This is a genomic window from Blautia intestinalis, from assembly GCF_014297355.1.
Classification (GTDB): Bacteria; Bacillota; Clostridia; order Lachnospirales; family Lachnospiraceae; genus Blautia_A; species Blautia_A intestinalis.
This window is the reverse complement of the sequence record NZ_JACOQE010000003.1, coordinates 350,879-374,964: the sequence shown is the minus strand read 5'-3', so window position 1 is coordinate 374,964 and position 24,086 is coordinate 350,879. Positions and strand designations below refer to the sequence as shown.

Sequence of the window (24,086 nt, the reverse complement as noted above, 5' to 3'; positions counted from 1 at the left end):
AATTACTTGAAAATATATTTTTTTACTTTCCCATTTTTTACTTTCCCCTTATCATAGCATTCCAAATAAATTTTGTATTTGTATGCCAGTACCTTCCAAATAACCGCTTTGGATCTTGCAGAAGCCTATATACCCATTCCAAATTACTTTTCTGCATCCACTCTGGTGCCCGATCAATATTTCCTGCATGGTAGTCAAATCCGGCTCCCACACCTACCATTAATCCATTAATTTTTCCCTGATGGACAGCCATCCACTTTTCTTGCTTCGGTGCGCCAAGTCCAATCCACACAAAATCAGGATTGGTTTTATTGATTCTCTCGACAATTGCTTTATCCTCTTCTTCTGTCATTGGTCGAAAAGGCGGGCTATACATTCCTGCAATTTGAATTCCAGGATATGTCTCCATCAGCACTGAGTAAAGCTTTTCGAGTGTTTCATCAGTTGATCCATAAAAATAATGCCGGTAACCTTTTGATGCAGAAATTTTGAAAATTTCCCCCATCAAACTGGGTCCGGTAGTACGTTTCATATTTTTAAATCCACGCTTTTGACCAACTGAAGAAAGTGGCCCACCATCCGGAATCGCCATAATTCCACCATTCTGAACTTTCCGATATGCCTCTTCTTCATACGCAGTAACAGTGGTATGTACATTAGACACACAAATATAATCACCAGCCAAGGCTTTAATATTATTATCCAGATACGTCAACAGCCACTCCATATCAATGGCGGCAATATCCACTCCTAAAATATTACAAGTTGGGATTTCGGCCTTCTTCACAGTGCGATGAAACTCCTTGTTATACGTCGCTGTGTTCATTTTCCTCTACCCTCCTTCTTCTTTCGTTTTCTCTTAATCACGCTGGAAAATATCGCGTGTATAAACCTTATCCTTCACATCATCAAGGCACTTGTCATAGCGGTTTGCGATGATGGCGTGGCTCATTTCCTTGAACTTCGCCAAATCATTGACTACGACAGAGCCGAAGAAGGTCTCTCCGTCTTTCAGGGTTGGCTCGTAGATGATAACAGTTGCGCCCTTAGCCTTGATGCGCTTCATGACGCCCTGAATAGAACTCTGGCGGAAGTTGTCGCTGTTACTCTTCATGGTCAGACGGTACACGCCGATGGTCACAGATTTTTCCTGTTCCTTGTCGTACTCGTTATCTTCGTCATAACCATAATATCCAGCCAGCTTCAAAACACGATCAGCAATGAAATCTTTACGAGTTCTGTTACTTTCCACAATTGCTTCGATCAGATTTTCCGGCACATCGGCATAGTTAGCCAGCAGCTGTTTGGTGTCTTTCGGCAGGCAGTATCCGCCATAACCGAAGGACGGGTTGTTGTAGTGGCTGCCAATACGAGGATCGAGGCAGACACCATCAATGATCTGCTGAGTGTTCAAGCCCTTGCTCTCCGCATAGGTGTCCAGCTCGTTGAAATAAGCAACACGAAGAGCCAAATATGTATTGGCAAACAGCTTGACAGCCTCTGCCTCGGTGAAGCCCATAAACAGAGTGTCAATGTTCTCCTTGATAGCACCTTCCTGCAGCAGACCAGCGAACTCATGAGCAGCCTCAACCAGACGCTCATCACTTAAATCAGTGCCAACGATGATACGAGAAGGATACAGGTTATCATAGAGAGCCTTGGACTCACGCAGGAACTCCGGGCTGAAGATGATATTCTTGCTGTTGAACTTCTCACGCACGGATGCGGTGTAGCCCACAGGGATCGTGGACTTAATGACCATGATGGCGTTCGGGTTATATTCCATGACTAGCTTGATCACAGCTTCGACCGCAGATGTGTCGAAGTGCTGAGTGTGGCTGTCATAGTTCGTAGGAGCCGCAATTACAACAAAATCCGCATCAGCGTATGCAGCCTTTGCATCCAGAGTTGCGGTCAGATTCAGTTCTTTTTCTGCCAGATATTTTTCAATATATTCATCCTGAATCGGAGATTTCCGATTATTGAGCATCTCGACTTTCTCCGGGATAATATCCACAGCAGTCACATGATGGGTCTGGGAAAGCAAAGTCGCAATCGACAACCCTACATAGCCAGTTCCTGCTACCGCAATTTTATAGTCCTTTTTCATAATCCTATATCCCCCTAAAGTTAATTATGTAAGGCTCTCTTCGAGCCAGTTAATTCGTCTTGAAACAAATATGTCTTGCTATTTTTTTACATCGAACCGTCTTTTCTGAATACAACCAGTACTGTTTTTAACAAAATCTTTATATCCAGTCCGATATTCCAGTTTTCGATGTATTCTTTATCAAGTCGCACAACCTCTTCGAAATCTGTAATATCACTTCGTCCGCTTACCTGCCACATACCGGTAATTCCCGGTTTGATAGCCAGTCTTGCCCGATGATGAAGCTCATACAGGGAAGTTTCCGAAAGAAGGGGCGGACGGGTTCCTGCTAATGTCAATATAGGAACAACTTTTTTTCAAAATTAGCTCATAAAGCATAAGATTATTAAATCACCCTCAAAACAAGCATAAAAAAAGAACCTCTGATTTCTCAGAAGTCCTATAATCTTCGTTTTTTCTTCTATTCACTTTCCCCAACTTGCACGACAACAGCCTGTTTTAAGTCAAATTCCACCAGATTATATTCTGGATAATGTGTTCCTGCTATTCGATATGTGGCATTTTCACTCCAGTCACACACTTTCCAGATCATTCTTTGCATCTGAATACTACATATTTTAAAATCCCAGTCCTTTGGATTATATTCTGGCACACGAAAACACTCCGCTTCCTTTCTTTTCGCTGCCTGGACTGCCAGTGTCCTCTTTTCCGGATTAAATAAGAAGCGAATATACTTCGGATCACTTAATTCTTTTATTGTTGATCGAAAAATTCTTATTGTTCCTGTTTTTTGGCACAGAGATACCCCTGTGATGTTTGCTGTGATTTTCGACATCTGCACTCCTCCTTTCAAAATGAGTGCTATTCTTCTATCACCTTGCCGATGAAAATTCTATATAGCCGTCTGTTAAATTAGTTTCCAATGCTTTTTTATGCTCCTCTACTGGCAAACCAAAAGAATCCTTCCATCCTTTTGGATAAAATGGTATTCTATTCAGCTTTCTAGCCACTTTCGCTGCGATTTCATCCTGTTGCTGCTCTGGTGTCTGATTTGTTGATGTAGAAACAGTTGTTTCCTTTGCAGAAGATTCTGCTTTTACTTTTTTCTTTCTCTTAGTGTCCATGAAAATCTCTGTTTCCAATAAATCAAAGATATACATAGTCTCATCTTCATGCGTTATTTTATGTCCCAAAATCTTGTACCGGCAGTCCATGTCCCATCCCATCATGTCATACATCATGGCTGAGAATAATTTGTTTGACATTTTTCTACTTTTTCTTTTATCTGGTTTCGCAATACACCAACGCAAAGCATCCTTATCATTTTCTTCGCATTTACGCACTACCATTCTTTTATTATCCTGATTCACCAAAATTTGAATATAAACCGCATCTTCTAAACCAGCAATACAAGCAGTATTAAATGTCACACTGTCCCTCCGTATTACAACCGCCGGTTCTCGTAAATGGGCAAAAAGCTCCCTTCTTACAACCTGGTAGCCATCATAACTAAAGTCCTGTGCCAGTTCCAGTGCCTTTTGATCTACATTTTCCGTATTATCATTAGCCTGACGCATCATCATTTCACTCATACTGCACACCTCATTTTCTCTATCATGTTCTGTGCTTCATTATCCAGCTTTTTTAAAAGATTTTCCGATATAACTTCCATACCTTCTATTGTTTTAGCTGGACGCAGCACATCCCAGTTCCCGCAATACTTAACTCTATGTAAAAGAACAACTTCCTCTGTCCGACATCCAAAATGATTCTTCCACTGCTTCGGAAAAAGTGTTCTGACAATCTTCTTTATTTTATTTTCTTCTTTATTCTCTGTATCTTTTACACCTTCAGATGTATTAACATCTGGTAAATCTTCCTGAATTATTTCATGTTTAATTACTTCTGGTTCTTCTAAATCGAATAATAAGATTTGCTCATTATTTTCCTTTGAATACTGCCCTCTAAAGCGATATTTACATTCATCATTCCAGTTCATCAAGTCGAATAATGGTTCTGAAAAACCCTTGCAGCTTTTCGGCAAAACCACCCATTTTCCGTTTCGTATAGTTCCCCATTTTACTGCGTTTATATCATCTTTATCACATGGTCTTACAGCAATACACTTTTCAACGGAATTGAATAGTATTTCAACATATTCCACATTTTCAAATTTTTTCAGACAGGCAGTATTAAACGTAACCTTTCCTTCTGAAATTGTCATTGCCGGATTCAATCTGGTAGAAAAGAACTGTGCCCGGACAATCTCATATCCCGATAAATCGAAGCCGCTGTCTTTTCTTTCTTCTTTTTCAGTATCATTTATATCTGTCTGATCAGAATAGGCACTCTGACTTGCTTTTTCATAATCTTCCCCAGTAAATCCTGTCCATGACCGGTTGACAGAAACAAATCCTTTTAACGCTCCTTCATCCACCACTTTTAAATTTGGAAACGGAAATCCCTTCTTAGCATATCTGGCTGCAGTCAGCATCTTCTGTGCCGCATTGTAAATATCCCTGTCAACAATAGCTTCATGGTGGTCTGATTGTCTATACTGGTTACGATCATGACGATTTTTCTTTGCCTTATGGTCAAGATAATTTGGTGTAAATGTTTTTCTGGAAAGTACATCTCCACAATATCGTTCATTTCTCAGTAAACTCACTATGCTGCTACTTGACCACTTGATATTTCCCGGTTTTGTCTTTCTCTTTAGTTGTGTCAGTATGTCTGCAATTTCTGCTGTCGGAAATCCATTAAGAAACAAATAATAGCATAAACGCACTGTTTCCGCTTCTTCCTCATTAATCACCAGATTTCCATCTTCACCAATATCATATCCTAACAATTTAGGTGTAAGAAAGATTCCTCTGGAAAAACGCTGCTCTATGGAAATGTTCATAATCTCACTCTTCGTATGAGATTCTTCCTGTGCAGCTGCCGATAAGACCGCCAGCATCATTTCACTGGTATTATCCAATGTATAAATATGTTCTGTTTCAAAAAATACTCCCACCTGCGGCCGCATATTTGCCAGTTCACGAACCTTTGCAATGCAGTCCACAATATTTCTGGCGAATCTGGAAACACTTTTTGTAACAATCAGGTCTATTTTCCCTGCCTTACAGTCCTCTATCATCTGGTTAAATTCATCCCTATGCTGCAAGGACGTTCCAGATATTCCTTCATCAGCATAAATCCCGACTAATTCCCACCCCTGATGTTCCTTAATCATGTCCTCATAATGATTTTTCTGTAACTCATAGGATGAAGTCTGGTTAACATCATCAGTAGAAACACGGCAATAGGCACAAACTCGCTTCGTTCCTGTATCTTCAAATAGCTTCTCTTTTTGCTTTGCCGGAATAAACTCCAATTCGCTACGATCTACACCTTTATATCTGGCACGAATCTTCTCTTTCCGTTCTTCCTGGCTTACAGCATATCTCTCCTGTTCCGTCATCTGCTGCACCCCTCTCCATGTGCCAATACCATGCATTTCCCTTTTTATATGCCTGGATTCCTGCTTCTTTCTTTGCATTTTGTACAGTTCTTTTTGAGAATCCATACCGGCTCATCTCTTCAAAGATTTTTACGCTCGCTACATCATTCTCCGCCAGAATCGTATGCAAATAATTGACCGCCATATCTTTCTTGGCAGAAGATTTCTGTCCTGCTGCCAACTCATTTATATCTATCTCACATTTACCAATCCACGAAAATCCTTTATCTCGATCCAGTTCAAAAGCTATTGGTTCCCCTTCTGGAGCAAGACTTGATTTAATTGGAAGCATATATCGTTTTGAAGGCTCATCCTTATCCCTGGCAACCAACAACACACTTCTTGCAGCTGCCGCTATATCTATACTTCCAAGTCCCCTGTATATGTTCTTTCCCCCATTGGTTTTGTTCATGTGTCCAACTAAAACAATCGCACAGGCATATTCTGATGCAATGTTTGCCAGCTTTGTCATCGTTTCTCTCATTCTGACAGCACTCTGCATATTCCCATTCTTTCCTATAAAAGCCTGTATCGGGTCCAGCACCAGTAGCCTTGCACCAGTCATTTTTACTGCAAGTTCTATACGCTCATCATCCAGTGTCAAATCCCCATCATCGTCTTTAATAAATGCTACTTTACGACAATCAGCACCAGCTCTTTCCAGTCTTGGCTTTATCGTATCACCCTTGCTGTCCTCAGAACATTGGTAAATCACTGTCATCGGATTCTGTATCTTATTTCCATCTGGCAAAGTAGCACCTTTAGTCAATATTGCAGCTATATGAAGAATCAAGGTTGACTTTCCTTCCCCCGGATCTCCCTGCAATATTGTAATCTTCCCACAAGGAATGTATGGATACCATATCCATTCAACACTTGAAGATTTCACATTGGAATAATATTCAATTCCGCTGAATGAATTATCCCATTTCAAATTTATCTAACCCGCCCATTTTTCTAGTATTAATATACTTTTCTTTTAAACTTCTAGTTATACTTAATTATAATATAACTTATTTGGGAATACAATAAGAAATATCAATTATCAGTTAAAGTTTCCGCAAAACATCAACATTCAGTTAAAGTTTGGGAGGTGACACTTTGGAAGTAGATATTGATTATATTGCAATCGGAAAGCGAATCCGTTCTGCTCGTCTGGCAAAAAAGATGACCCAAGAAACCCTTTCAAATATGATTGACGTTACACCGACCTATATCAGTACCATAGAAAATGGACATACCAAGCTGAGCCTTTCTACTTTACTCAGTATTGCACAAATCCTTGACACCACCGTAGATCAGCTGCTCTATGACAATACGCCGGTACTCATTTCACAATTTGATGCTGATATTAAGGAATTGACAAGTGACTGTTCCAAACAGGAAAAAGATTTCCTGCTGGAAATAATAAAATCAACCAAGGCGGCACTGCGTAATTATAAGCCTGGAAAATAACAAGAGTGCAGAGATTATTGTATCTCTGCACTCTTGTCATATCGCATTGCGTTCTTGCTTCCTTGCGTTCTTAAAGTACCTTTATTTTGTATAATTTATTCTTCTGCAATCATAACCTCGAACTTTTTAGCAATGCTCCATTCATTTGCTATATCTTTTTGAATAGATTCTGCAATGGTTTCCAGTCCATTTACAATGTCACTGTGATAATATTCTATGCTATCCGCTAACCCATTACCAGCATTACCCTCTTCATCAAATTCAATATATCCTACTGTAAGACTCACTCGTCCTTTGGCTATAATATTTCCCTCATGATCTTCTATTGATAAATCAATATCTTCTTGATCTCCAGCTGTTGCCATTCCAGAAAACTCACCAATATTTAATTGATATGTTTCTAGTCCGTTATGTATTTCTATTGTATCCCCATATATAAAGTTATCTGGTAAGCTTTTCTGTTCACTAAGTTTACACAATCTTTCATACGATTGATCCACCCATAAAACAATCTCATCTTTTTCTTCAGAATCTATATCATTTACATTATGCGGAGTTGGAAATCCTTCAACATCTTTTAGAGCAAACGATAATTTTTTTATAACCTCTGATGATTCTGCGTCCTTAATAACTGATAGAAGTTCATCATATACTATCGCTATTTCCTCATACTCTTCGTATAGCTTGTTTATTTTTTCAAATTTTTCCACAATATCATTCATAAATGATGATTCTATCAAATCTTCATCTAAATAATCAGCATAGCAATCTAATGAACATAGTCCTACATCTTCTCTTTCTTGATTTATTAGATCCATTTCATCATTATTTTCGGTTATTTCAAACCTATCACACAACGTATCTCCATTTAAGATTATTTTAAATGGAATAATTCTTATACTGTTTTCTTTACGATTTAATTCAATTCTCAATGCAAATCTTGCTGTATGTTTCTCAAGATTTGTTCTAGTTTCCAAATAAAAATATGCTTTATTTTCAGAATCCCATATTGCATTACCATAATCTTCATAAGAACATGCCACTTCCATATCTACCGTACCCAATAATGTAGCCCATGCTATTTCATCTGTAATTTCATCAATAGTTCTTACACGACAGCTTATGTTTTTAACAGATACAACCTCAATATCGCTATAATCAAATCCACTTTCTATACCATCTTTATCATATGACAACCCATGAACTTCAACACAGTCCTCATTTTTTAACATATTTTGAATTTCAGGAATGTAATTTGCAATCAGGCAATTAATTTCTTGAAGAATATTCTTATATTCTGTCTCCTGAATATTTATTGCATTATATAATTCACCTAATGTTTTATAAAAAATGTGATTTTGGGAATTACCACAAGCTTTTTTTAATCCATTATCGTTGCATACAATCGCAATTACCTCATCCTTACCAAATCTTTTACGAATCTGATTTGCAATAAACGCATCTGGAAATTCCTTTCTTTTTTTCTCTCCAGATTCAAATGGCGGTTTAATATCAAAATAATCATCAACTATATCATTCAAATCTATCAATGACAAATCTAGTATTTCAGGGTTTAAATTCTCCAAAAATTTTCTCCACACATCTAAACTCTTCTCTTGATATTTCTCCTTATCAAGCAACAACAAATCCGTTTTTACCCCAATTTGCTCTAAGAGACCCTTAGATACTATTTTCAGCACCTCTTTCCTTAATCCTCGAAATGCGGAACATATATCTTCACTTGCCCTTACAATATGTTTTTCAACTTCTTTGACAACAATATTGCTCAATACAATCTTTATTTTTCCCGTCTCAACATAATTGATAAGTAAACTCAATGTACTGTCCTTGCTAAAATCCAATTTATTAGAATCAAAAATATTTGTATCTAGCGTAACATACAACGGAAATTTTATCATATATCTTCTCCTACTCATGTAATCGTTTATATTTCTGCCACAAAGTTCTATTTTTATATTAACACAAAATAGCAACACTGTATATCTTCTATACATAATGCTGCTATTTTCTATAAACGCTCCTGCTTATTATGTTATATATGATTTTCTAAAAATCATTCTCAAACATCGACAGCCCTGCCATCATCATTTCCTCATCCATATCCATTCCATCATTCTTCACTTCTCCCTGTTCCTTTTCTGATTCCCCTTCCATATTCATACCCACTTTAAGTTGTTGCATGAACTCTTTATCCTCCAGTAGCTGCCGTTTTAATTCTTCTACACTGACATTTACATTATTATAGGAAGAAACACCTTTATTTTCTTTATGTAGCCAGGCATATACTAATTCTGTAATCAATGCAGTTTTACATCTTTTCTGAGATTTTAGGTATTCCCCTATTTCTTTTTGCCGTTCATTATCTTCATTGAATATCAATACTACTCGTATCTGTCCCACATCTGCACCCCCTTATCTTTTCTGGAGACGCATTGCTGTCAACTTCTCATATCCGATTGCATTTGCTCTGACATCCTCAATAAACTCTATGTATTTAAAATCCGGCGATTTCTCAATCTGTGGTTTCAATAACAGGCTTCCTCCACCAAGAAATACTGCTGGATTGGTTCGGAAATCCGGTACATACGCATGAAGTTTATTTGTAATTCTTTGCATCCAGTCCTCTGCCATTTTCTGAATTTCTCTGATTACTTCTTCATCCAAAATGGTCGCCTCCTGCATTAACACCTGTTCTACATCAGAAGATTCCAGATGAATACCAAAATTCTGCTGAATTACATTGGAAATTTCCGAACGGAGAATCGCCATACCGGAACGATCACTGACTCTGACTGATAAATCTGGCTGTCCTTTTCGGATCACCAGCAAGTCTACGGTTCCATCTCCAATGTCAATGCAGTTAACTGTCCGGTACTGTTTGAACAGACTTGCTTTATAGCACATAACCGCTGCAAAATTTTGAGGACTCACAAATGTATCTTTCAGATAACAGTTAACCGATTTTCCGTTAAACTTAAAGGAGATACCATGCTTGGAATGTTCCATAAAATATCTCTTGAATCCAGGAGCCTGCTGTCCGAAATCTGCCGGCGGAAGTCCAATTCCAAGTACAATATCCTTTCCAGATAAAGTAATTCCCCTGCTCTTGGCTTCTAATGCTAATGCAAATAATGTGAGAATAAAATAATCTTCATCCACTGTTTTATCCGCCTTAAAAGGCATCCTGGTTTCTGACAATGTATAAAATGTTCCCTGATATTCAAGAATGTCCTCATTCATAAATCTTCCAGGTTCAGAAGTATATCTAACCAATCCACATGGAAAATCCACATTGCTTCCCTTCATATTTCCATTTCCATGATCAATTCCAAAAATAATCTCTGCCATATCTACTCTACCCTTTCTTCATTAATGATGTACCTATGTGTCACTTAACTTTAACTGACGAATTTTTGAACCATTTTTTCTTTTATTTTGGTGACAGCTAGGTGTAATTTTACTTGTACTTTTGTGTCTGTCCTGTCAGTTAAGTGTTACTTTTGTATCTATCGTTATTATAAGTGTTACATTTATGTCTGTCAATATTTTTCTGAAACTTTTGTAGCACTTTCTTCTGAAAATATGGTATACTTCTTTCATTGGAGGACTTTGCCTATGAATACAGGAGAAAAAATCAAATATTTTCGGCTGGCTCGTAATATGACACAGGAACAACTTGCACAGGAAGCAGACATCAGTTTCAGCACTCTCCGCAAGTATGAAGCCAATGAACGAAATCCCAAGTACGAACAGCTATCGAAAATTGCCGCTGCACTTGAGATTAGTGTAAATATCTTTATGGATTTTGACATCGAATCCGTATCAGACTTACTTTCCATACTCTTTAAAATGGAAAGTCAGGCAGATTTAGAAATCACTACTACAAAAGAATCAGACCCATCATTATCCGATGATACTCTTTTTCTACATTTCAAAAATAAATATATAAACTCTATTTTAAGAATGTATTATCTTTCCGTAGAAGATATAAAAGACATGGATATTCAACAACAGGAAAAGGCTTTAGCAGAAATCCAGAACAGACTATTAGATAATAATTCAAGTATTCATTCCGATAATCCCATATCCACTGACTCTAAGAAATCTGTTCTTCCTCTTTCTTCTGCCGATCAGATGTGGCTTGAATTATCCTCTGACTGCTCAGAAGAAGAAAAAGAAAAAATGCTCAAAGCAGCCACATTTACAAAGAACTGTTTACGTCATTCAGATAAATAAAAGTGAGTACAAAAAGAGACAGATGTTTATTTGCACCTGTCTCTTTCTTTTCGTTTACACATTTCTCTTTACTCATGAATTTCCAACGGAAGTCCATCTGGATCATGGAAAAAGGTCATTTTCTTTCCAGTATAATCATCAAATCGTACTGGTTCTGTTTCAATTCCTTTCTCATTCAATTCTTTTACGGTATCGTCCACACTCTTCACTTTAAACGCCAGATGTCTTAATCCAAGAGCCTCCGGATAATTTACACGAGCTGGAGCGTTCTTTATAATGAACAATTCTATTTCCTGCTGCCCACATGCCAGATCAATCTTATAATCGTCACGCTCTGCCCGGTAATTTTCCCTGATTATCTGAAACCCCAGCAGATCTACATAAAAGTGTTTTGATCTTTCGTAATCACTTCCTATAATTGCTATATGGTGAATGGTATCGAACATCTTTCCGTCCTCCGTTTTCTTTTCACTGATATGAACTTCATAAATATTTTACCACAGCAAAAGTGAACTGAAAACAGTCTTTCCTAAATAGTTGCTTTCTTCAGCTTTTCTGCCAGTTCAAACCTAAATTCCAGTTCAAGCATATTCTTTCCGTCCCGATCAGAGTTTCCTATATAAACCCAGTCAGCTTCATTAAGTAAGCACTGCATAGTTTCCTTATCTTCAAGTGCTGTTTCTCCGTCACTGAGAAGCCAAATACATCCTGTCTGCAGTTTTATAAGTGCCGACATATCTGGAAATGTCTGAACTTTTATATTGCATCCGGAGATTTTTGAAAACTGCATAGCCTGTTCCGATAAATAAACAAATCTCTGATATTTTGCAGCATTGACAATCTGGTAATGTTCTCTTTTCTTTTGCTCTGCATTTTCCATGATTGCCCGTGCTTCCTGCAATGACTTTTTGCGTTCTTTTTCCCGTTCTTCTGGAGATAATGACTGATCGTGTTCTTCCATTTCTCTTTTCATTTCTTCAATCATTTTCTCCTGCTCATCATAATAAAATTTTTCAATATTCACTTATACAGTTCCTCCCATACACCCTTCATCCTTCTCTTACAATATTCTACTATATTTCCCTTTATTTTACATTACGCCTTGTTAAGATTATATCCTTTATGGTGAATATGTCCACCATATTTTTTATTTTATTCGACAATTATAATTAGAATTAATGGTATTTTATGCCAAAACATAGGAAAGGCGGGGATACCGTGATTGATTATAGTCCGTTATGGAAAACTATGAAGGAATGTGGCATTTCTCAATATACTCTCATCAACCGGGGCATCGACAAACACACTCTCGATCAGCTTCGTAAAAATCAAAATGTCACTGTTCTCACTATTGAAAAATTATGTGATATTCTTCACTGTACACCTAATGATATATTTTCGTTTAAAAAAGAAAATGATTCATAATACCGTCATAGCATAGCATCTTTTCTATGACGGTATTTCTGTATAACCATAACATAATAAAACCGCAAGCTCTCTGGCCTGCGGTTTTATTGTCTTTAAATCTGTATTTGATATTTCCAGTTTAAATATTCCTCATCAGATATAAGCCCCCTTGCTCGTTTTCCCCGTATCACTCCCCATGCAAACAGAAAATCATTGAGTTTTTTATTGTGAAAGTTGATTACAACATCTCCTGTCTTAGAGTTTCTCTCCAACTTCATTTCTGGAAAATAATCTTCCAGTACAAGAAGCCTGTATATCATATCTTCTTCCTTGTAACCAATCGGAATAGCAATATTTCTTGGATCAGCTTCTAACACTTCTGCTATTTTATTCAGCATTTTTTCTTTTGGAGTACGCTTTCCAGTTTCGTACTGTGCCATTCTCGGTCCTGCACTTTCTTCTCCAATCCCTACTGCTATTCCAAGTTCTTTCTGCGTTATTCCTCTTATGTTCCGGATTCTTTTAATGTTCTCGCCTGTACTCATATTTTACTTCGCCCCTTTCGTATTAAAACACTCACTGGAAATGTAATTACATACCAGACTGCTCGTACTGCAATCCCGATTGCAACAATGAAACCAAATACAGCTCCGATAATCACACTCATAGCTGCCATGCCAACTGTTCCAGATAAATCCCATCTTGACGGAATAATAATGAACATATATGGTATCCCTATTGGAACACCATATACCAACATAAACCGGAACCAGTCAATCGAACCATCTACTATAAATATGTACTGTCCAAGCCAGGTAATTGTTCCAAGTAACAACAGCGGTAAAATACCTTTTGTAATAAAACTTTTCATTATGCGATGTCCTCCGTTTTCTTCTTGATCCTATCTGCCATTCCAATAAGCAAATCATCAAATACAAACCTTATCTCTATCTTCTCAGAATCATAAATCGTGATTTCCTCTACAAATGTTTCAGCTATGTGTCTGGTCATCTTTTTCAAAATATTTACTTCTTCTGCATTTTTCTCTACGGTTCTTATATCTTTCATTAAGTCATCTTCCACACTGGTAACTTCTTGTATCTGTTCATATTTATCCTGTATTATTTCTATCTTTTCATTTAGATCTTTTTTATTCTTCAGATAAGTCTCCTGATTCACCACACCTTCAGCATATGCTTCGTACTGCCGTATACGTTCCGCCTTCAATTTTTCTAATTCCTGTTCCATATTTCTTTGCATTGCTGGTAAATTTGTTTTGTTTTTTTCTTCACCCTCTTCCAGTATCTTTGCCATACTTTGAAATATCTCCAGTTGCTTTCGTAAGGCTACAAGCACGATTCTTTCTATTTTGGCTGCTGAATATCTGGTTTTATCACAGGTTGACATACTTCCAACTGCTGCTGTATGCCCACAATACACCACTGGCATTGCTCCATAGTTATACATCATTTTTAATCCGCAGTTTCCGCACTTTACTTTTCCCTTCAAAGAAAACCCTGCATCTCTGGCAAACCCTTTTTGTTTCTGGTTTCCAATCACAAGCTGTGCCAACTCAAATTCTTCATGTGTTACGATTCCTTTGTGATGATTCTCTGTAATAAACTGCTGATGTTTTTTCGTCCTTCGTGTTTCTGAACCACCTACCCGAATACGGGATGTCTTTCCCTGAACTAAGGCACCTGTATACGCATAATTTCTAAGTACCATCCATACAATTCTCGTATCCCAGAGCCATTCTTCTTCTGTTACTTTTCTGTTCCATGCTATTTTCTCATTTCTCTGAACCCTAAACTTTCCTGGAGTAGGTATTCCTCTTTCATTCAATTCATTAGCAATCATCGCTGTATTATAGTCTTTCATCGCCAATTCAAAGACCATCCGCACAATCTTTGCAGGTTCCTCGTCAATCTCCCACTGTCTGTCCTCTGCTTTTTTATATCCAAATGGAATCCTTCCTCCAGTAGATACACCCTGTTTCCATTTTGTCTGGATACAACTTTTATATTTCTTAGAAAGATCTCTGCTGTAAAGTGTATTGACCAGATTAGTGATACTCATTTCGAGTCCCATTGTTTTTCCAACATAATTGTTGCTGTCATACTGTGAATTGATTGCAATTACCCGGACACCCATGATTGGAAATATCTGTTCCAGATAATCTCCAACTCCAATGTAATCTCTACCAAGCCTGGATAAATCCTTCACCAACAGAACATCTATCTTTCCCTTTTTCGCATCCTCTATCATCTCCTGAAATGCCGGACGGTTAAAATTTGTCCCACTGTAACCATCATCTATATATTCTTTAATTTCTCCATCCAGCTCATCCATAGACTCTACGAAACTTTGTAAAAGAAGTCTCTGATTCTCTATACTATTACTTTCATCCTTATTGTTTTTTCCAAGATCTCCATCTGCTAACGACAATCGTAAATAAAATGCTATTATATCCATTATTCATCACTCCATTATCTCCATTACCTTTTGAAATACATCTGAGCATTTCATCCTTACTTCAATCATTCCTTTAGAACTTACAAAAATTTTATCTACCAGCTTGTCTATCAACTTTTGATTGAATGAACGATCATCCAGATATTGTTCCAGATTCTTTTCAACTTCCAGAAATTCTTCTATACTTTTCTCAACCATACGTTTTCTGACCTGTGCCTGATTGATGCCTTCTGTAAGTTTTTCTTTTTCCTGCACATAATGCTCTTTTAATGCTAGATACTCCTGCTCATCCAATAATCCTGTGGCAAAGTTTTCATACAGCGTTGCACTTGTCTCCTCCGCTTTCATAAGTCGGTACTGCATATTCTGAATCTTCACTCTTAACGAAACCAGTTCACCTTTTTCACAAGTTCCTTCCTTCATTTTTTCCAGAACTTCTTTCTTATCACACATAACCTTAATCATATGATGAATCTGATCCATGACTGTTATCTTCAGTAAATCCTCATGAACTTTCTGTCTGCAATATCCCGGCTTACCATCATACTCTTTGCAATAATAGAAGCCCTTTCGTACTCCCTGAGACTGTCCAAAGTTTGTATAACGCATATATGTCATCGTCGTTCCGCACTCCATACATTTTACTTTTTGAGGAAAACTATCTTCCACACCTGCCCATCTGCTACGTCCACGTCTGAAACTTTCCTTCATAAAATCACTTCGCTTTTCCCAGCGTTCCTGCACTTCCTCAAAATCTGGTTCTGCTACAATAGCCTCATGTGTATTTTCATGGATAATCCACTCACTTGGGTCGGTATGATGCTCTGGCATATTCCGGTACTTTGCAGCTTTCCTTTTTCCATATACAGTAGAGCCAATATATGATTGATTTAATAAAATAGTCTTGATTCTGTCCCCAGTCCAGCGGTCTGTTTCTGGAATCTCCATTTCAATTTCGTGTGTTGCTTTATATGCAAATGGAGTCATAATATCCAACATTTTTAATCTCTTTACAATATCACCTGTTCCCTTTCCCATCTGATACCAGCGAAAGATTGCCTGCACGATTGGAGCAGTTTCTAGATTTACCTTCAACTGATTTTTTTCTTTATCAACATAATATCCATAAATGCTTTTTGCGATTTTCATATCACCACGTTGGCTGTGCATTTCAAAAGACAGCACTCTCTTTTTTGACGCATCCTTTGCATACATTTCGTTTATCATGTTTTTTATCGGCATCACCATGCTGTTTCTATCTTCTGCCCTGCTGCTGTCGAATTCATCATTGATAGAAATAAGCCGGACATTCAAACACGGAAAAATGGTTTCTATATAGTATCCAGTTTCTATAAAATTTCTTCCAAACCTTGATAAATCCTTTACGATGATAGCCTGTATCTTTCCCGTCCGGACATCATCCATCAATCGTATAAATTCTGGTCTGTCAAAATCTGTTCCTGTGTAACCATCATCTACATAAGTGTCTACCAGCTTATATTCTTCATGATCCTGGATATACTGATGCAATAACTCAATCTGAGTCTGGATACTTTCATCATTTTCCTTTTCAACAGAAAGTCTGGCATACGCAGCTGTTGCAAGCTGTTTTTGCGTTATTATTGATGCGAAAACCTGTAATTCTTCTTTTTTCTCCTGAACAACATTTGCTCTCCTACTCTTTCGTGCCATCTTCAAAATCCCCCTCAAACCATTTCTGTGGTAATCTTTCTTTCCAATCCTGATATTTAAACTGTACTTCTACCTCTTCATATCTGACGCACTCAATCCGTTCTATCCACGCTTTCACATGCTTTCTCGTGATTTCTTCTGGAACTATCATTTCTGAAAAAGTCTTTATCCAAAGATTATCTTTACTGAAACATTTTTCGATTTCCTTAATCTGTTCCAGATAATCCTGAAGTTTTTCATCGCACTCTTCAAATTCTTCTATATTGACTTCTCTTTGCATTGCATATTCATCTTCTGAAATTTTTCCGGCTATCATGCTGTTATACAAAGGAAGATTTCTGGATTCAATCAAAAGCATTTTTTGAAATATCAATTTTGCTTCTGCCTTTATTTTCAGAATACGGATTTCTTTTTCGTATTCCCAGTCAAAGCTACCGATCATCCCGACAATCCTTTCTGCCTGCCGTTTTTCATTCTCAATTATCTTATGAACTTTCTCATAAACCTCATCAAAGGGAATATGCCCTCTTTCGTATACAATCTCTTTTGGTTTTGGATAACTCAACCGGAAAATCCGAATCTTTAATCTCTGATGTGGATACAGTTTCAATGCTATCCCAGAATCTTTATCAAAAATCCTGTTTGAAAATGGATTAAGTGGCGTTTTCCCTCTGACATGATCACTATATTTCCTCACAGATAATTTTGAATGGGCTTTTTCAAAAGTCTCCTTATCAATAAGGACTGGACAACTAAACATTTTCTTTTTTCCATCAATCGTCCGTTCCCACTCTCCTATGTACTGGCGGTTATAAATAATTCTCTTTACCTGTGCCATTTTCCATGGTGCATTTTCATCCTTGATAGGTCTGCCCCAAAGTTTATTTACATAATTCCCAGAACATTCAATTCCGTCTGCTGTCATTATCTTTGCTGTCTCATTACAGCTATGTCCCTCACAAATCAGCTCAAAGATTCTTCTGACATGTTTAGCTGCTTCCGGATCAATTTCCAACTCCATCTTTCCTTCTTTATATTTGAACCCATACTTCGGATAAATTTTACTTTCGTTATATTTTCTTACCTGATCTGTTGTGAATTTATTTCTGTAAGCCGCTGCTTTCTCATCCAGATATTTATATGTTTCCTCTTCACTCACATCACAGGAGCAAAAATCATCCTCCACTACGGCAAAATACACACTTGCCGGAACAAACATGCTCCTGAACATCTCTGCTGCTACATTGGAATTTCTTCCACATCGAAACATTGAATCCAGAACTACGCAATCAAATTCTCTTGCGATTGCGTCCATTTTCATTTGAAGATATGCTGTTTCTTCATATACATCCTTTTTACGGTCTGAATATTTTTTTCCGAGTGTCCATCCTCTTTTCTTTATGTAGTCCTGTATTCTCTGATTCTGCTGACCGATAATATCTTTTGAAATCTCACCATTCTCCATACAGGAAACCGTCCGGGTATAACTTACGCATCTCATAACTCTCCTACCTTTCTCAGCAGATCACCATTTGCAAACGCATACTTAACAAACTCCGTGATTTCATCTTCATAATTAAAATGAATTTCTATTCTGTCAGTACTATACACAACAATCCTGTCAATCAACATTACTACGGTTTTTCTATCCAAAGATTTTATGTTTCTATATTGTTTAAACTCAGTTACCCATTGCTGTGTACGCATCTCATTCGACAGCATTCTTTTTTTCTTCTCTTCCAATCCTTTCATAGATACTTTTGCATTCTCTATCTTTTTAGAAAAGTTCTGTTTCAGCTCTCGGTATTCCTCTCTGGAAATAATCTTGTCCACCATATCCTGATATAGATTAGCTTTCAGTTCTTCATATTTCTGGATTTCCTTATGAAGAGTTTTCATCTGTGTATCCAGTATCTTCACGCCAAACTGCTGCTGTGGAAGATTTTCTATCTGTGCGATAATCTCATCAGCTTTTACAATCAATGCAACCTGACTTCGGATTGCCTCCAACACTGCTTTTCGCAATTTTATATCACTGATATTATGAGAACTGCATCCCTCTTTCCGTTTATAGGTTGAACAATGATAGTAAAAATATTTCTTTCCTTTTTTAGTCGTTGTCCGTCGTACCAAATTCTGTCCACAGTCTCCACATCGAAGAAGACCAGAAAATTCATAAATACTTTCTTCTTCTGGAGAAGTCCTTGTATCAAGTTCCATCAGTTTCTGCACACATTCAAAGATTTCCTTTGAGACAATCGGTTCATGTGTACCTTCCACTCGAATCCAGTTCTCTGGCTCTATCTTCTGTCGGACATTCACCTTGTAATTAATTTTTCTGGTTTTGCCCTGCACCATGGTTCCTGTATACAGTTCATTCTTTAAAATTCTTAAAACCGATGATACGTCCCATTTTGGTTTTTTCCCTGCCATAAAACCTGAACTGTAATTAAAGCCACAGGCTCTCTTATACTCGGCTGGTATCAGCACTCCCATTTCATTTAATCGTGCTGCAATATTCTTTGCACTATACCCATCAATCTTCATGTTAAAAATCATCCGTACAATTTCTGCTGCATATTCATCAATTACCAGATGGTTTTTATCTTTCGGATCTTTAAAATATCCATAGCCTGCATAGTTTCCTATAAACTGACCTTTTTTTCTTTTTATATCTAACTGACTTCGGATTTTAATTGAGATGTCCCTGCAATATGCATCATTCACTAAATTTTTGAAGGGAACTATGATTTGATCTGAATCGTTTGTCGTATCAGCACTATCATAGTGATCATTCACTGCTATAAACCGAATACCCAAAACCGGAAAAATCTTTTCAAGATACCTTCCTGTCTCAATATAGTTTCGACCTAATCGGGATAAATCCTTGACGATGATACAGTTAATCTTATGATTTCTTGCATCCTCCAACATTCTCTGAAAATCTGGACGCTCAAAATTTGTACCACTGAATCCATCGTCAACATATTCTTTGACCAGTGTAATGTCACTATGTTGCTTTACGAAGTCACGAAGCAAACTTCTTTGATTGCGTATACTATCGCTTTCCACTTTATCTCCATCATCTTTGGAAAGTCTCATATATAACGCTGCTAAAAATGAATTTTGACTTTTTAAATACATAAAGCCATCAACCTCCTAATTTACTCGCTTTGTAGCTGTAAACCAAGAAATTCATGGCTCTTTAGATGCTCTTTAAATTTTGACCCACATCCATGTTAACATAACTTCTGGTCTCTTGCCACACCTTTTTTCAAATTTTTAAAACTTTTTTTCTGGAGAGATACATCTGCTCAAACATGCTTCCAAGGTATCCTGTCCAGCAAAGCTAATCTTTACAATCATTCCATTTGATATATGACAATAAGGATTCTTTACCTGTCTGATATAATCAGCAATTCTTTCTTCCAGCGGAAGCTCTGTATGAATCTCCACATCATCCAGATCAACCAAGGTGCTTTTATCTACATTGCGGATGTCAACTGCTGCCATTTCCTGCAATTCTTCTATCGTCGGCATTTTTCTGTTGTCCATTTCTTTACCTCCTACGATTTCTCTTTTTCCATTAATCACAGGCGGCAGAGGGCAAAAGGTCATATAAATTTTAAATTTTTTTATTTTTTGTATTTTCGTCTGTCTTTTTGGTGTCTCCCACGCATGATTAGGGGAAAGTATTCTCTCTTAGAGCAAGTTTCGCAATGTAGCACAATAACCCCTTCCGGGGTTACTGGCCACTTGCAACTTGATGGGGATTTCGTTTCCCCATACCCTCGACCGCAATCAAAGATATGCGTATTGGTTCCCATTGTCATGGTCACAGCGTGATGATTCTACATCACTTGTTTTCACAGCAAGCTGTAAAATTTTCTCTTTCCCGTGCGGAGCCTTTATGCAGAAAGGAGCATTTAATGACAAGACCAAAAAAAGATGAATCACTTGCCAAGACCAAAGACGTTCACCTGCGTATGAGCGAAACAGAATATGAGATTCTTCTGGAAAGAGCCACTGCATCCAACATGACTGTTTCTGATTTTATACGCAATGCCTTGAACAGTCAGAATGTTATTATCAAATATGAAATCACTGCAGATGTTCCAGAAATAAAAAGACTGATTGGGGAATTAGGTAAGATAGGAAGCAACCTCAATCAGATTGCCCGATATTTTAATCAGGGTGGAATTATCTCCTCAGAAATGAGAACAGAGATAAAAAAATCTCTCCGGGATATTTATGAAATGAAATATGAAGTGATGAGAATGGCAGGTGATTTCCGTGGCAGTGATTAAACATATCGCAAGCAAAAATGCTGACTATGGAGAATCCGAACGGTATCTCATCTTTCAGCATAATGAATACACCCAAAAGCCAATCCTCGATGATGAGGGGCATATGATATTACGAGAGGAATATTACCTGGATGGTCTGAACTGTGACCCGTTTACTTTTGCATCTGAATGTCAGGAACTAAACAGCTACTACCATAAAAATAAAAATTTCAATGAGATCAAGTCTCATCATTACATTATCAGCTTTGACCCAAAAGACAGAGAGGAATGTGGACTGACTGGTGAACGGGCACAACAGCTTGGAATGACTTTTGCAAAGAAGAACTTTCCCGGTCATCAGGCTTTAGTTTGTACTCATACAGACGGTCATAATGAAAGCGGCAATATCCATGTGCATATTGTAATCAACAGCCTTCGGAAATATGACGTACCCCAAGAATCCTATATGGAATTTGACTGTGAATCAAAAGCCGGATATAAACACCACCTAAACACAGCCTACCTTGCTCACTTAAAACAAGATGTTATGGACATGTGTCAGAAAGAGGGCCTGCATCAAGTTGACTTGCTCTCTCCTGCTGAAAGAAAAATCACGGAAAAAGAATACTGGGCACAGCGTCGTGGACAGGAAACACTTGACAAGCTCAACCAGAAAATGCTTGAAGATGGTATCACACCAAAAGAGACTCGCTATCAAACAGAGAAACAGTTTCTCCGGGATGCTATTGATGATGCTGCAAGCACCGCTAAGTCACCAGAAGAGTTTGCACAAATCCTCGATAAAAAATATCATATCATCTTCAAGATCAGCAGAAACCGGTACAGCTATCTTCATCCAGGCAGAAAAAAATATATCACTGGACGAAATCTCGGAACACGATATGAAGAGGATTTTCTATTACAGACATTTAAGGAAAATGAAAAATCACTCTCTGATAGGAAAATGAAAATTGAAGAACCACAAGTTCCAAACACTGTGAAAGATTTGCAGACAGCACTTTCTCCTGATTCTTCCGATATTCCTGTACCGTTCATTTTCATAAAATCAGATCTCCGACTTGTGATAGATTTACAGACCTGTATCAAAGCACAGCAGAGTGAAGCCTATGCTCAAAAAGTCAAACTCTCCAATCTGAAACAGATGGCTCAGACGGTTGCCTATATTCAGGAACATGGATATAACTCTCTTGAAGATTTCCATACGGCACTTGACCAGGCATCCAATCAGACCAGTGCCGCCAGAAAATCTTTAAAGGATACAGAACAACAGCTTAAAGATGTGAATGAGCAAATACATTTTACCGGACAGTACCTTGCATACAAAAACGTATATGCCGACTATCGTAAGAGCCGCAATAAGGATAAATTTTACGAAGAACACCGGGCAGAGCTTTCCCTTTATGATACAGCTCTCCGAACACTGAAAGAAAAATCTGACAGAAATAAGATTCCTTCTATGAAAGCCCTCTATGCTGAAAAAGACCGGCTTATTGAATTGCGAGATACACAACGGGAAAATTTTTCTAACCACCGGGATTATGAACGGGAGCTTCATAGCGTTTCCGCTAATATTGATATAATCCTTGGGAAGAGTCACGAGCAGGAACAATTCCAAAAGAAAGAACCTAATTTGTGAATTTTTTTTATATAAGCTTCATTAGTTATGGGTAGTATTTTTTTATTCTTCTCTCTACCCATAACTAATTCGCAAGCACTCTTCTCAAATCAATTTAGGGTAATGCTCCGAAATATATTCTTGCATAAATATTGGATCAACCGATATATTCATTTCTTTTCCTCTTTGATTCGCTTGATCGTGTTCTTTTTCAAATAAAATTGTATCATTCGGAAGTATATTTAACAATTTTTCATATACCTCTATATCCTTTTTATCTTTTGTCCTAACACTAAAGGGATTAATACAAAATATGCCACAATAATTTTCTAATTTCCATGGATCAAATCCTTCTATTTTTCGTATATGTCCTTCAACTATATTCGTTAAGTAAATAACATCAACTGCATCAAAGTCATTGTGTTTTACATCCTTTCCACTTTTATCATAAAAACTATTTTTAAAATCTTCTGTAAAAATTCCTGTAAATGGATTATATATATATCCCCAATAATCTTGCATTTGCTGCGAAGAAACAGATATAACCAATACATTTATAGAATTTGCTTCATAATTAAATTTTGTTTGACAAGATCTTAAATATTCTATCACTTTATTATCATTTATTTTGGATATATTATAACCTGTATACATTCCGTCTGGCTTATTGATTATTTGAGGAAAAACTTCTTTTTCTAACTTATCAATATATGTTTTTTGTGTATCTTTATTTTTAAAACTGCGAAAAGGTATGTTAACCCCCAATACTTTATCATCATCTTCTTTTACTTGTTTCGGTGTTTTTATTTCAATGTTAAATTTATATCCATATTTTAAAAGTTGTATATCAACATCTGTATTTTCTTGATTTTTTAATTTCTTATCCATTTCGTAAGTATAACTATTTTTAATAGCATAAAGCCAAAAGACCATCTCGGATAACCCCTGTAAGCATTGATCCCTGTCATAGCCAGTTCTAATTCGTAATTTATCGCAAAATCTCTTTACCGCTTTATTATTTTGAAGAACTCCCGCTTTATATAATACAGATATATTTTCCCAAAAAAGACTAACTGACTCATTTGTCATATTTTCCATTATAATATGCTCATTTTGATTTTTTAAATATCCGTATATCTTATTTATTACTTCATTTTCTGTCATAATATTTATATCTCCCATTTAAAGCTTGTATATTTAAACTTCTCAAAATTCATACACCTATTATACAATCCCTCGTTTCTTTTTTTCAACAAAAATGGC

24 protein-coding genes and 1 pseudogene are annotated in these 24,086 nt (G+C 37.1%); 5 read left to right on the top strand and 20 right to left on the bottom strand.

Annotated features, from left to right (window positions below; translation table 11 throughout):
* Positions 1 to 37: 37 nt before the first annotated feature.
* From H8Z79_RS08050 to H8Z79_RS08020, 7 genes and pseudogenes are all read right to left on the bottom strand, one after another.
* Complete coding sequence (locus H8Z79_RS08050) at positions 38 to 826, bottom strand: WecB/TagA/CpsF family glycosyltransferase (protein ID WP_118039491.1); 789 nt, start codon at positions 824 to 826, stop codon at positions 38 to 40.
* A 33-nt stretch (positions 827 to 859) separates the two neighbouring features.
* Positions 860 to 2,110 carry a nucleotide sugar dehydrogenase gene (locus H8Z79_RS08045; protein WP_118039492.1) on the bottom strand — a complete coding sequence of 417 codons (1,251 nt, stop codon included), beginning with the start codon at positions 2,108 to 2,110 and terminating at the stop codon, positions 860 to 862.
* A gap of 86 nt (positions 2,111 to 2,196) precedes the next feature.
* Positions 2,197 to 2,448, bottom strand: a pseudogene (locus H8Z79_RS08040) (sugar transferase); the annotation flags it as partial.
* Between the two features lie 122 nt (positions 2,449 to 2,570).
* Positions 2,571 to 2,945 carry a hypothetical protein gene (locus tag H8Z79_RS08035; RefSeq protein WP_119200814.1) on the bottom strand — a complete coding sequence of 125 codons (375 nt, stop codon included), beginning with the start codon at positions 2,943 to 2,945 and terminating at the stop codon, positions 2,571 to 2,573.
* A 37-nt stretch (positions 2,946 to 2,982) separates the two neighbouring features.
* Positions 2,983 to 3,702 (bottom strand): hypothetical protein, encoded by a 720-nt coding sequence (locus tag H8Z79_RS08030; RefSeq protein WP_187002787.1) that lies wholly within the window; start codon positions 3,700 to 3,702, stop codon positions 2,983 to 2,985.
* Positions 3,699 to 5,576 (bottom strand): recombinase family protein, encoded by a 1,878-nt coding sequence (locus tag H8Z79_RS08025; RefSeq protein ID WP_187002786.1) that lies wholly within the window; start codon positions 5,574 to 5,576, stop codon positions 3,699 to 3,701. Before H8Z79_RS08025 ends, H8Z79_RS08030 begins: the two co-directional genes overlap by 4 nt.
* Positions 5,509 to 6,504, bottom strand: a complete 996-nt coding sequence (locus tag H8Z79_RS08020; protein WP_330607541.1) for an AAA family ATPase — start codon at positions 6,502 to 6,504, stop codon at positions 5,509 to 5,511. The genes H8Z79_RS08025 and H8Z79_RS08020 overlap by 68 nt, the downstream gene beginning before the upstream one ends.
* Before the next feature lie 212 nt (positions 6,505 to 6,716).
* Between H8Z79_RS08020 and H8Z79_RS08015 the strand changes: the two genes are divergently transcribed.
* Complete coding sequence (locus H8Z79_RS08015; RefSeq protein ID WP_118486063.1) at positions 6,717 to 7,070, top strand: helix-turn-helix domain-containing protein; 354 nt, start codon at positions 6,717 to 6,719, stop codon at positions 7,068 to 7,070.
* Positions 7,071 to 7,165: 95 nt separating this feature from the next.
* On the opposite strand, the gene H8Z79_RS08010 is transcribed toward H8Z79_RS08015, so the two are convergent.
* From H8Z79_RS08010 to H8Z79_RS08000, 3 genes are all read right to left on the bottom strand, one after another.
* A complete protein-coding gene (locus H8Z79_RS08010; RefSeq protein ID WP_187002784.1) occupies positions 7,166 to 8,989 on the bottom strand; it encodes a PIN domain-containing protein in 1,824 nt (607 codons plus the stop codon).
* Between the two features lie 148 nt (positions 8,990 to 9,137).
* Positions 9,138 to 9,491, bottom strand: a complete 354-nt coding sequence (locus H8Z79_RS08005) for a hypothetical protein (protein WP_187002783.1) — start codon at positions 9,489 to 9,491, stop codon at positions 9,138 to 9,140.
* A 12-nt stretch (positions 9,492 to 9,503) separates the two neighbouring features.
* Complete coding sequence (locus H8Z79_RS08000) at positions 9,504 to 10,439, bottom strand: ParM/StbA family protein (RefSeq protein ID WP_154252989.1); 936 nt, start codon at positions 10,437 to 10,439, stop codon at positions 9,504 to 9,506.
* Positions 10,440 to 10,706: 267 nt separating this feature from the next.
* Here H8Z79_RS08000 and H8Z79_RS07995 point away from each other — a divergent pair, with 267 nt between their 5' ends.
* The gene (locus H8Z79_RS07995; RefSeq protein WP_187002782.1) at positions 10,707 to 11,327 is read left to right on the top strand and encodes a helix-turn-helix domain-containing protein; all 621 of its coding nucleotides are present in this window, start codon (positions 10,707 to 10,709) and stop codon (positions 11,325 to 11,327) included.
* 68 nt (positions 11,328 to 11,395) lie between these two features.
* Here H8Z79_RS07995 and gloA2 read toward each other — a convergent pair whose 3' ends face one another.
* Both gloA2 and H8Z79_RS07985 read right to left on the bottom strand, forming a co-directional pair.
* Positions 11,396 to 11,773 carry an SMU1112c/YaeR family gloxylase I-like metalloprotein gene (gene gloA2, locus H8Z79_RS07990; RefSeq protein ID WP_118486058.1) on the bottom strand — a complete coding sequence of 126 codons (378 nt, stop codon included), beginning with the start codon at positions 11,771 to 11,773 and terminating at the stop codon, positions 11,396 to 11,398.
* A gap of 83 nt (positions 11,774 to 11,856) precedes the next feature.
* A complete protein-coding gene (locus tag H8Z79_RS07985) occupies positions 11,857 to 12,351 on the bottom strand; it encodes a hypothetical protein (protein ID WP_118486057.1) in 495 nt (164 codons plus the stop codon).
* Positions 12,352 to 12,515: 164 nt separating this feature from the next.
* On the opposite strand from H8Z79_RS07985, the gene H8Z79_RS07980 reads away from it, so the two are divergent.
* The gene (locus tag H8Z79_RS07980) at positions 12,516 to 12,752 is read left to right on the top strand and encodes a helix-turn-helix domain-containing protein (protein WP_207726337.1); all 237 of its coding nucleotides are present in this window, start codon (positions 12,516 to 12,518) and stop codon (positions 12,750 to 12,752) included.
* A 95-nt stretch (positions 12,753 to 12,847) separates the two neighbouring features.
* Here the strand turns inward: H8Z79_RS07980 and H8Z79_RS07975 are convergent, their stop codons facing one another.
* The 7 genes from H8Z79_RS07975 to H8Z79_RS07945 form a co-directional block, all read right to left on the bottom strand.
* Positions 12,848 to 13,279 carry a helix-turn-helix domain-containing protein gene (locus H8Z79_RS07975; protein ID WP_119201017.1) on the bottom strand — a complete coding sequence of 144 codons (432 nt, stop codon included), beginning with the start codon at positions 13,277 to 13,279 and terminating at the stop codon, positions 12,848 to 12,850.
* Positions 13,276 to 13,605 (bottom strand): DUF6050 family protein, encoded by a 330-nt coding sequence (locus tag H8Z79_RS07970; protein ID WP_118486054.1) that lies wholly within the window; start codon positions 13,603 to 13,605, stop codon positions 13,276 to 13,278. Before H8Z79_RS07970 ends, H8Z79_RS07975 begins: the two co-directional genes overlap by 4 nt.
* The gene (locus H8Z79_RS07965) at positions 13,605 to 15,209 is read right to left on the bottom strand and encodes a recombinase family protein (RefSeq protein ID WP_118486053.1); all 1,605 of its coding nucleotides are present in this window, start codon (positions 15,207 to 15,209) and stop codon (positions 13,605 to 13,607) included. Before H8Z79_RS07965 ends, H8Z79_RS07970 begins: the two co-directional genes overlap by 1 nt.
* Before the next feature lie 6 nt (positions 15,210 to 15,215).
* Positions 15,216 to 16,901 (bottom strand): recombinase family protein, encoded by a 1,686-nt coding sequence (locus H8Z79_RS07960; protein WP_187002780.1) that lies wholly within the window; start codon positions 16,899 to 16,901, stop codon positions 15,216 to 15,218.
* A complete protein-coding gene (locus H8Z79_RS07955) occupies positions 16,885 to 18,402 on the bottom strand; it encodes a recombinase family protein (protein ID WP_187002779.1) in 1,518 nt (505 codons plus the stop codon). The genes H8Z79_RS07960 and H8Z79_RS07955 overlap by 17 nt, the downstream gene beginning before the upstream one ends.
* The gene (locus H8Z79_RS07950; RefSeq protein ID WP_119201012.1) at positions 18,399 to 20,045 is read right to left on the bottom strand and encodes a recombinase family protein; all 1,647 of its coding nucleotides are present in this window, start codon (positions 20,043 to 20,045) and stop codon (positions 18,399 to 18,401) included. Before H8Z79_RS07950 ends, H8Z79_RS07955 begins: the two co-directional genes overlap by 4 nt.
* Positions 20,046 to 20,183: 138 nt before the next feature.
* Positions 20,184 to 20,456: a DUF6870 family protein gene (locus H8Z79_RS07945; protein ID WP_118486049.1), complete on the bottom strand. Its 273-nt coding sequence runs from the start codon at positions 20,454 to 20,456 to the stop codon at positions 20,184 to 20,186.
* Positions 20,457 to 20,830: 374 nt separating this feature from the next.
* Between H8Z79_RS07945 and H8Z79_RS07940 the strand changes: the two genes are divergently transcribed.
* Both H8Z79_RS07940 and H8Z79_RS07935 read left to right on the top strand, forming a co-directional pair.
* Positions 20,831 to 21,208, top strand: coding sequence for a plasmid mobilization protein (locus H8Z79_RS07940; protein WP_187002778.1), 378 nt, complete (start codon positions 20,831 to 20,833; stop codon positions 21,206 to 21,208).
* A complete protein-coding gene (locus tag H8Z79_RS07935; RefSeq protein WP_187002777.1) occupies positions 21,195 to 22,844 on the top strand; it encodes a relaxase/mobilization nuclease domain-containing protein in 1,650 nt (549 codons plus the stop codon). Before H8Z79_RS07940 ends, H8Z79_RS07935 begins: the two co-directional genes overlap by 14 nt.
* Positions 22,845 to 22,928: 84 nt before the next feature.
* Here the strand turns inward: H8Z79_RS07935 and H8Z79_RS07930 are convergent, their stop codons facing one another.
* The gene (locus H8Z79_RS07930) at positions 22,929 to 23,987 is read right to left on the bottom strand and encodes a hypothetical protein (RefSeq protein ID WP_187002776.1); all 1,059 of its coding nucleotides are present in this window, start codon (positions 23,985 to 23,987) and stop codon (positions 22,929 to 22,931) included.
* Between the last annotated feature and the right edge of the window lie 99 nt (positions 23,988 to 24,086).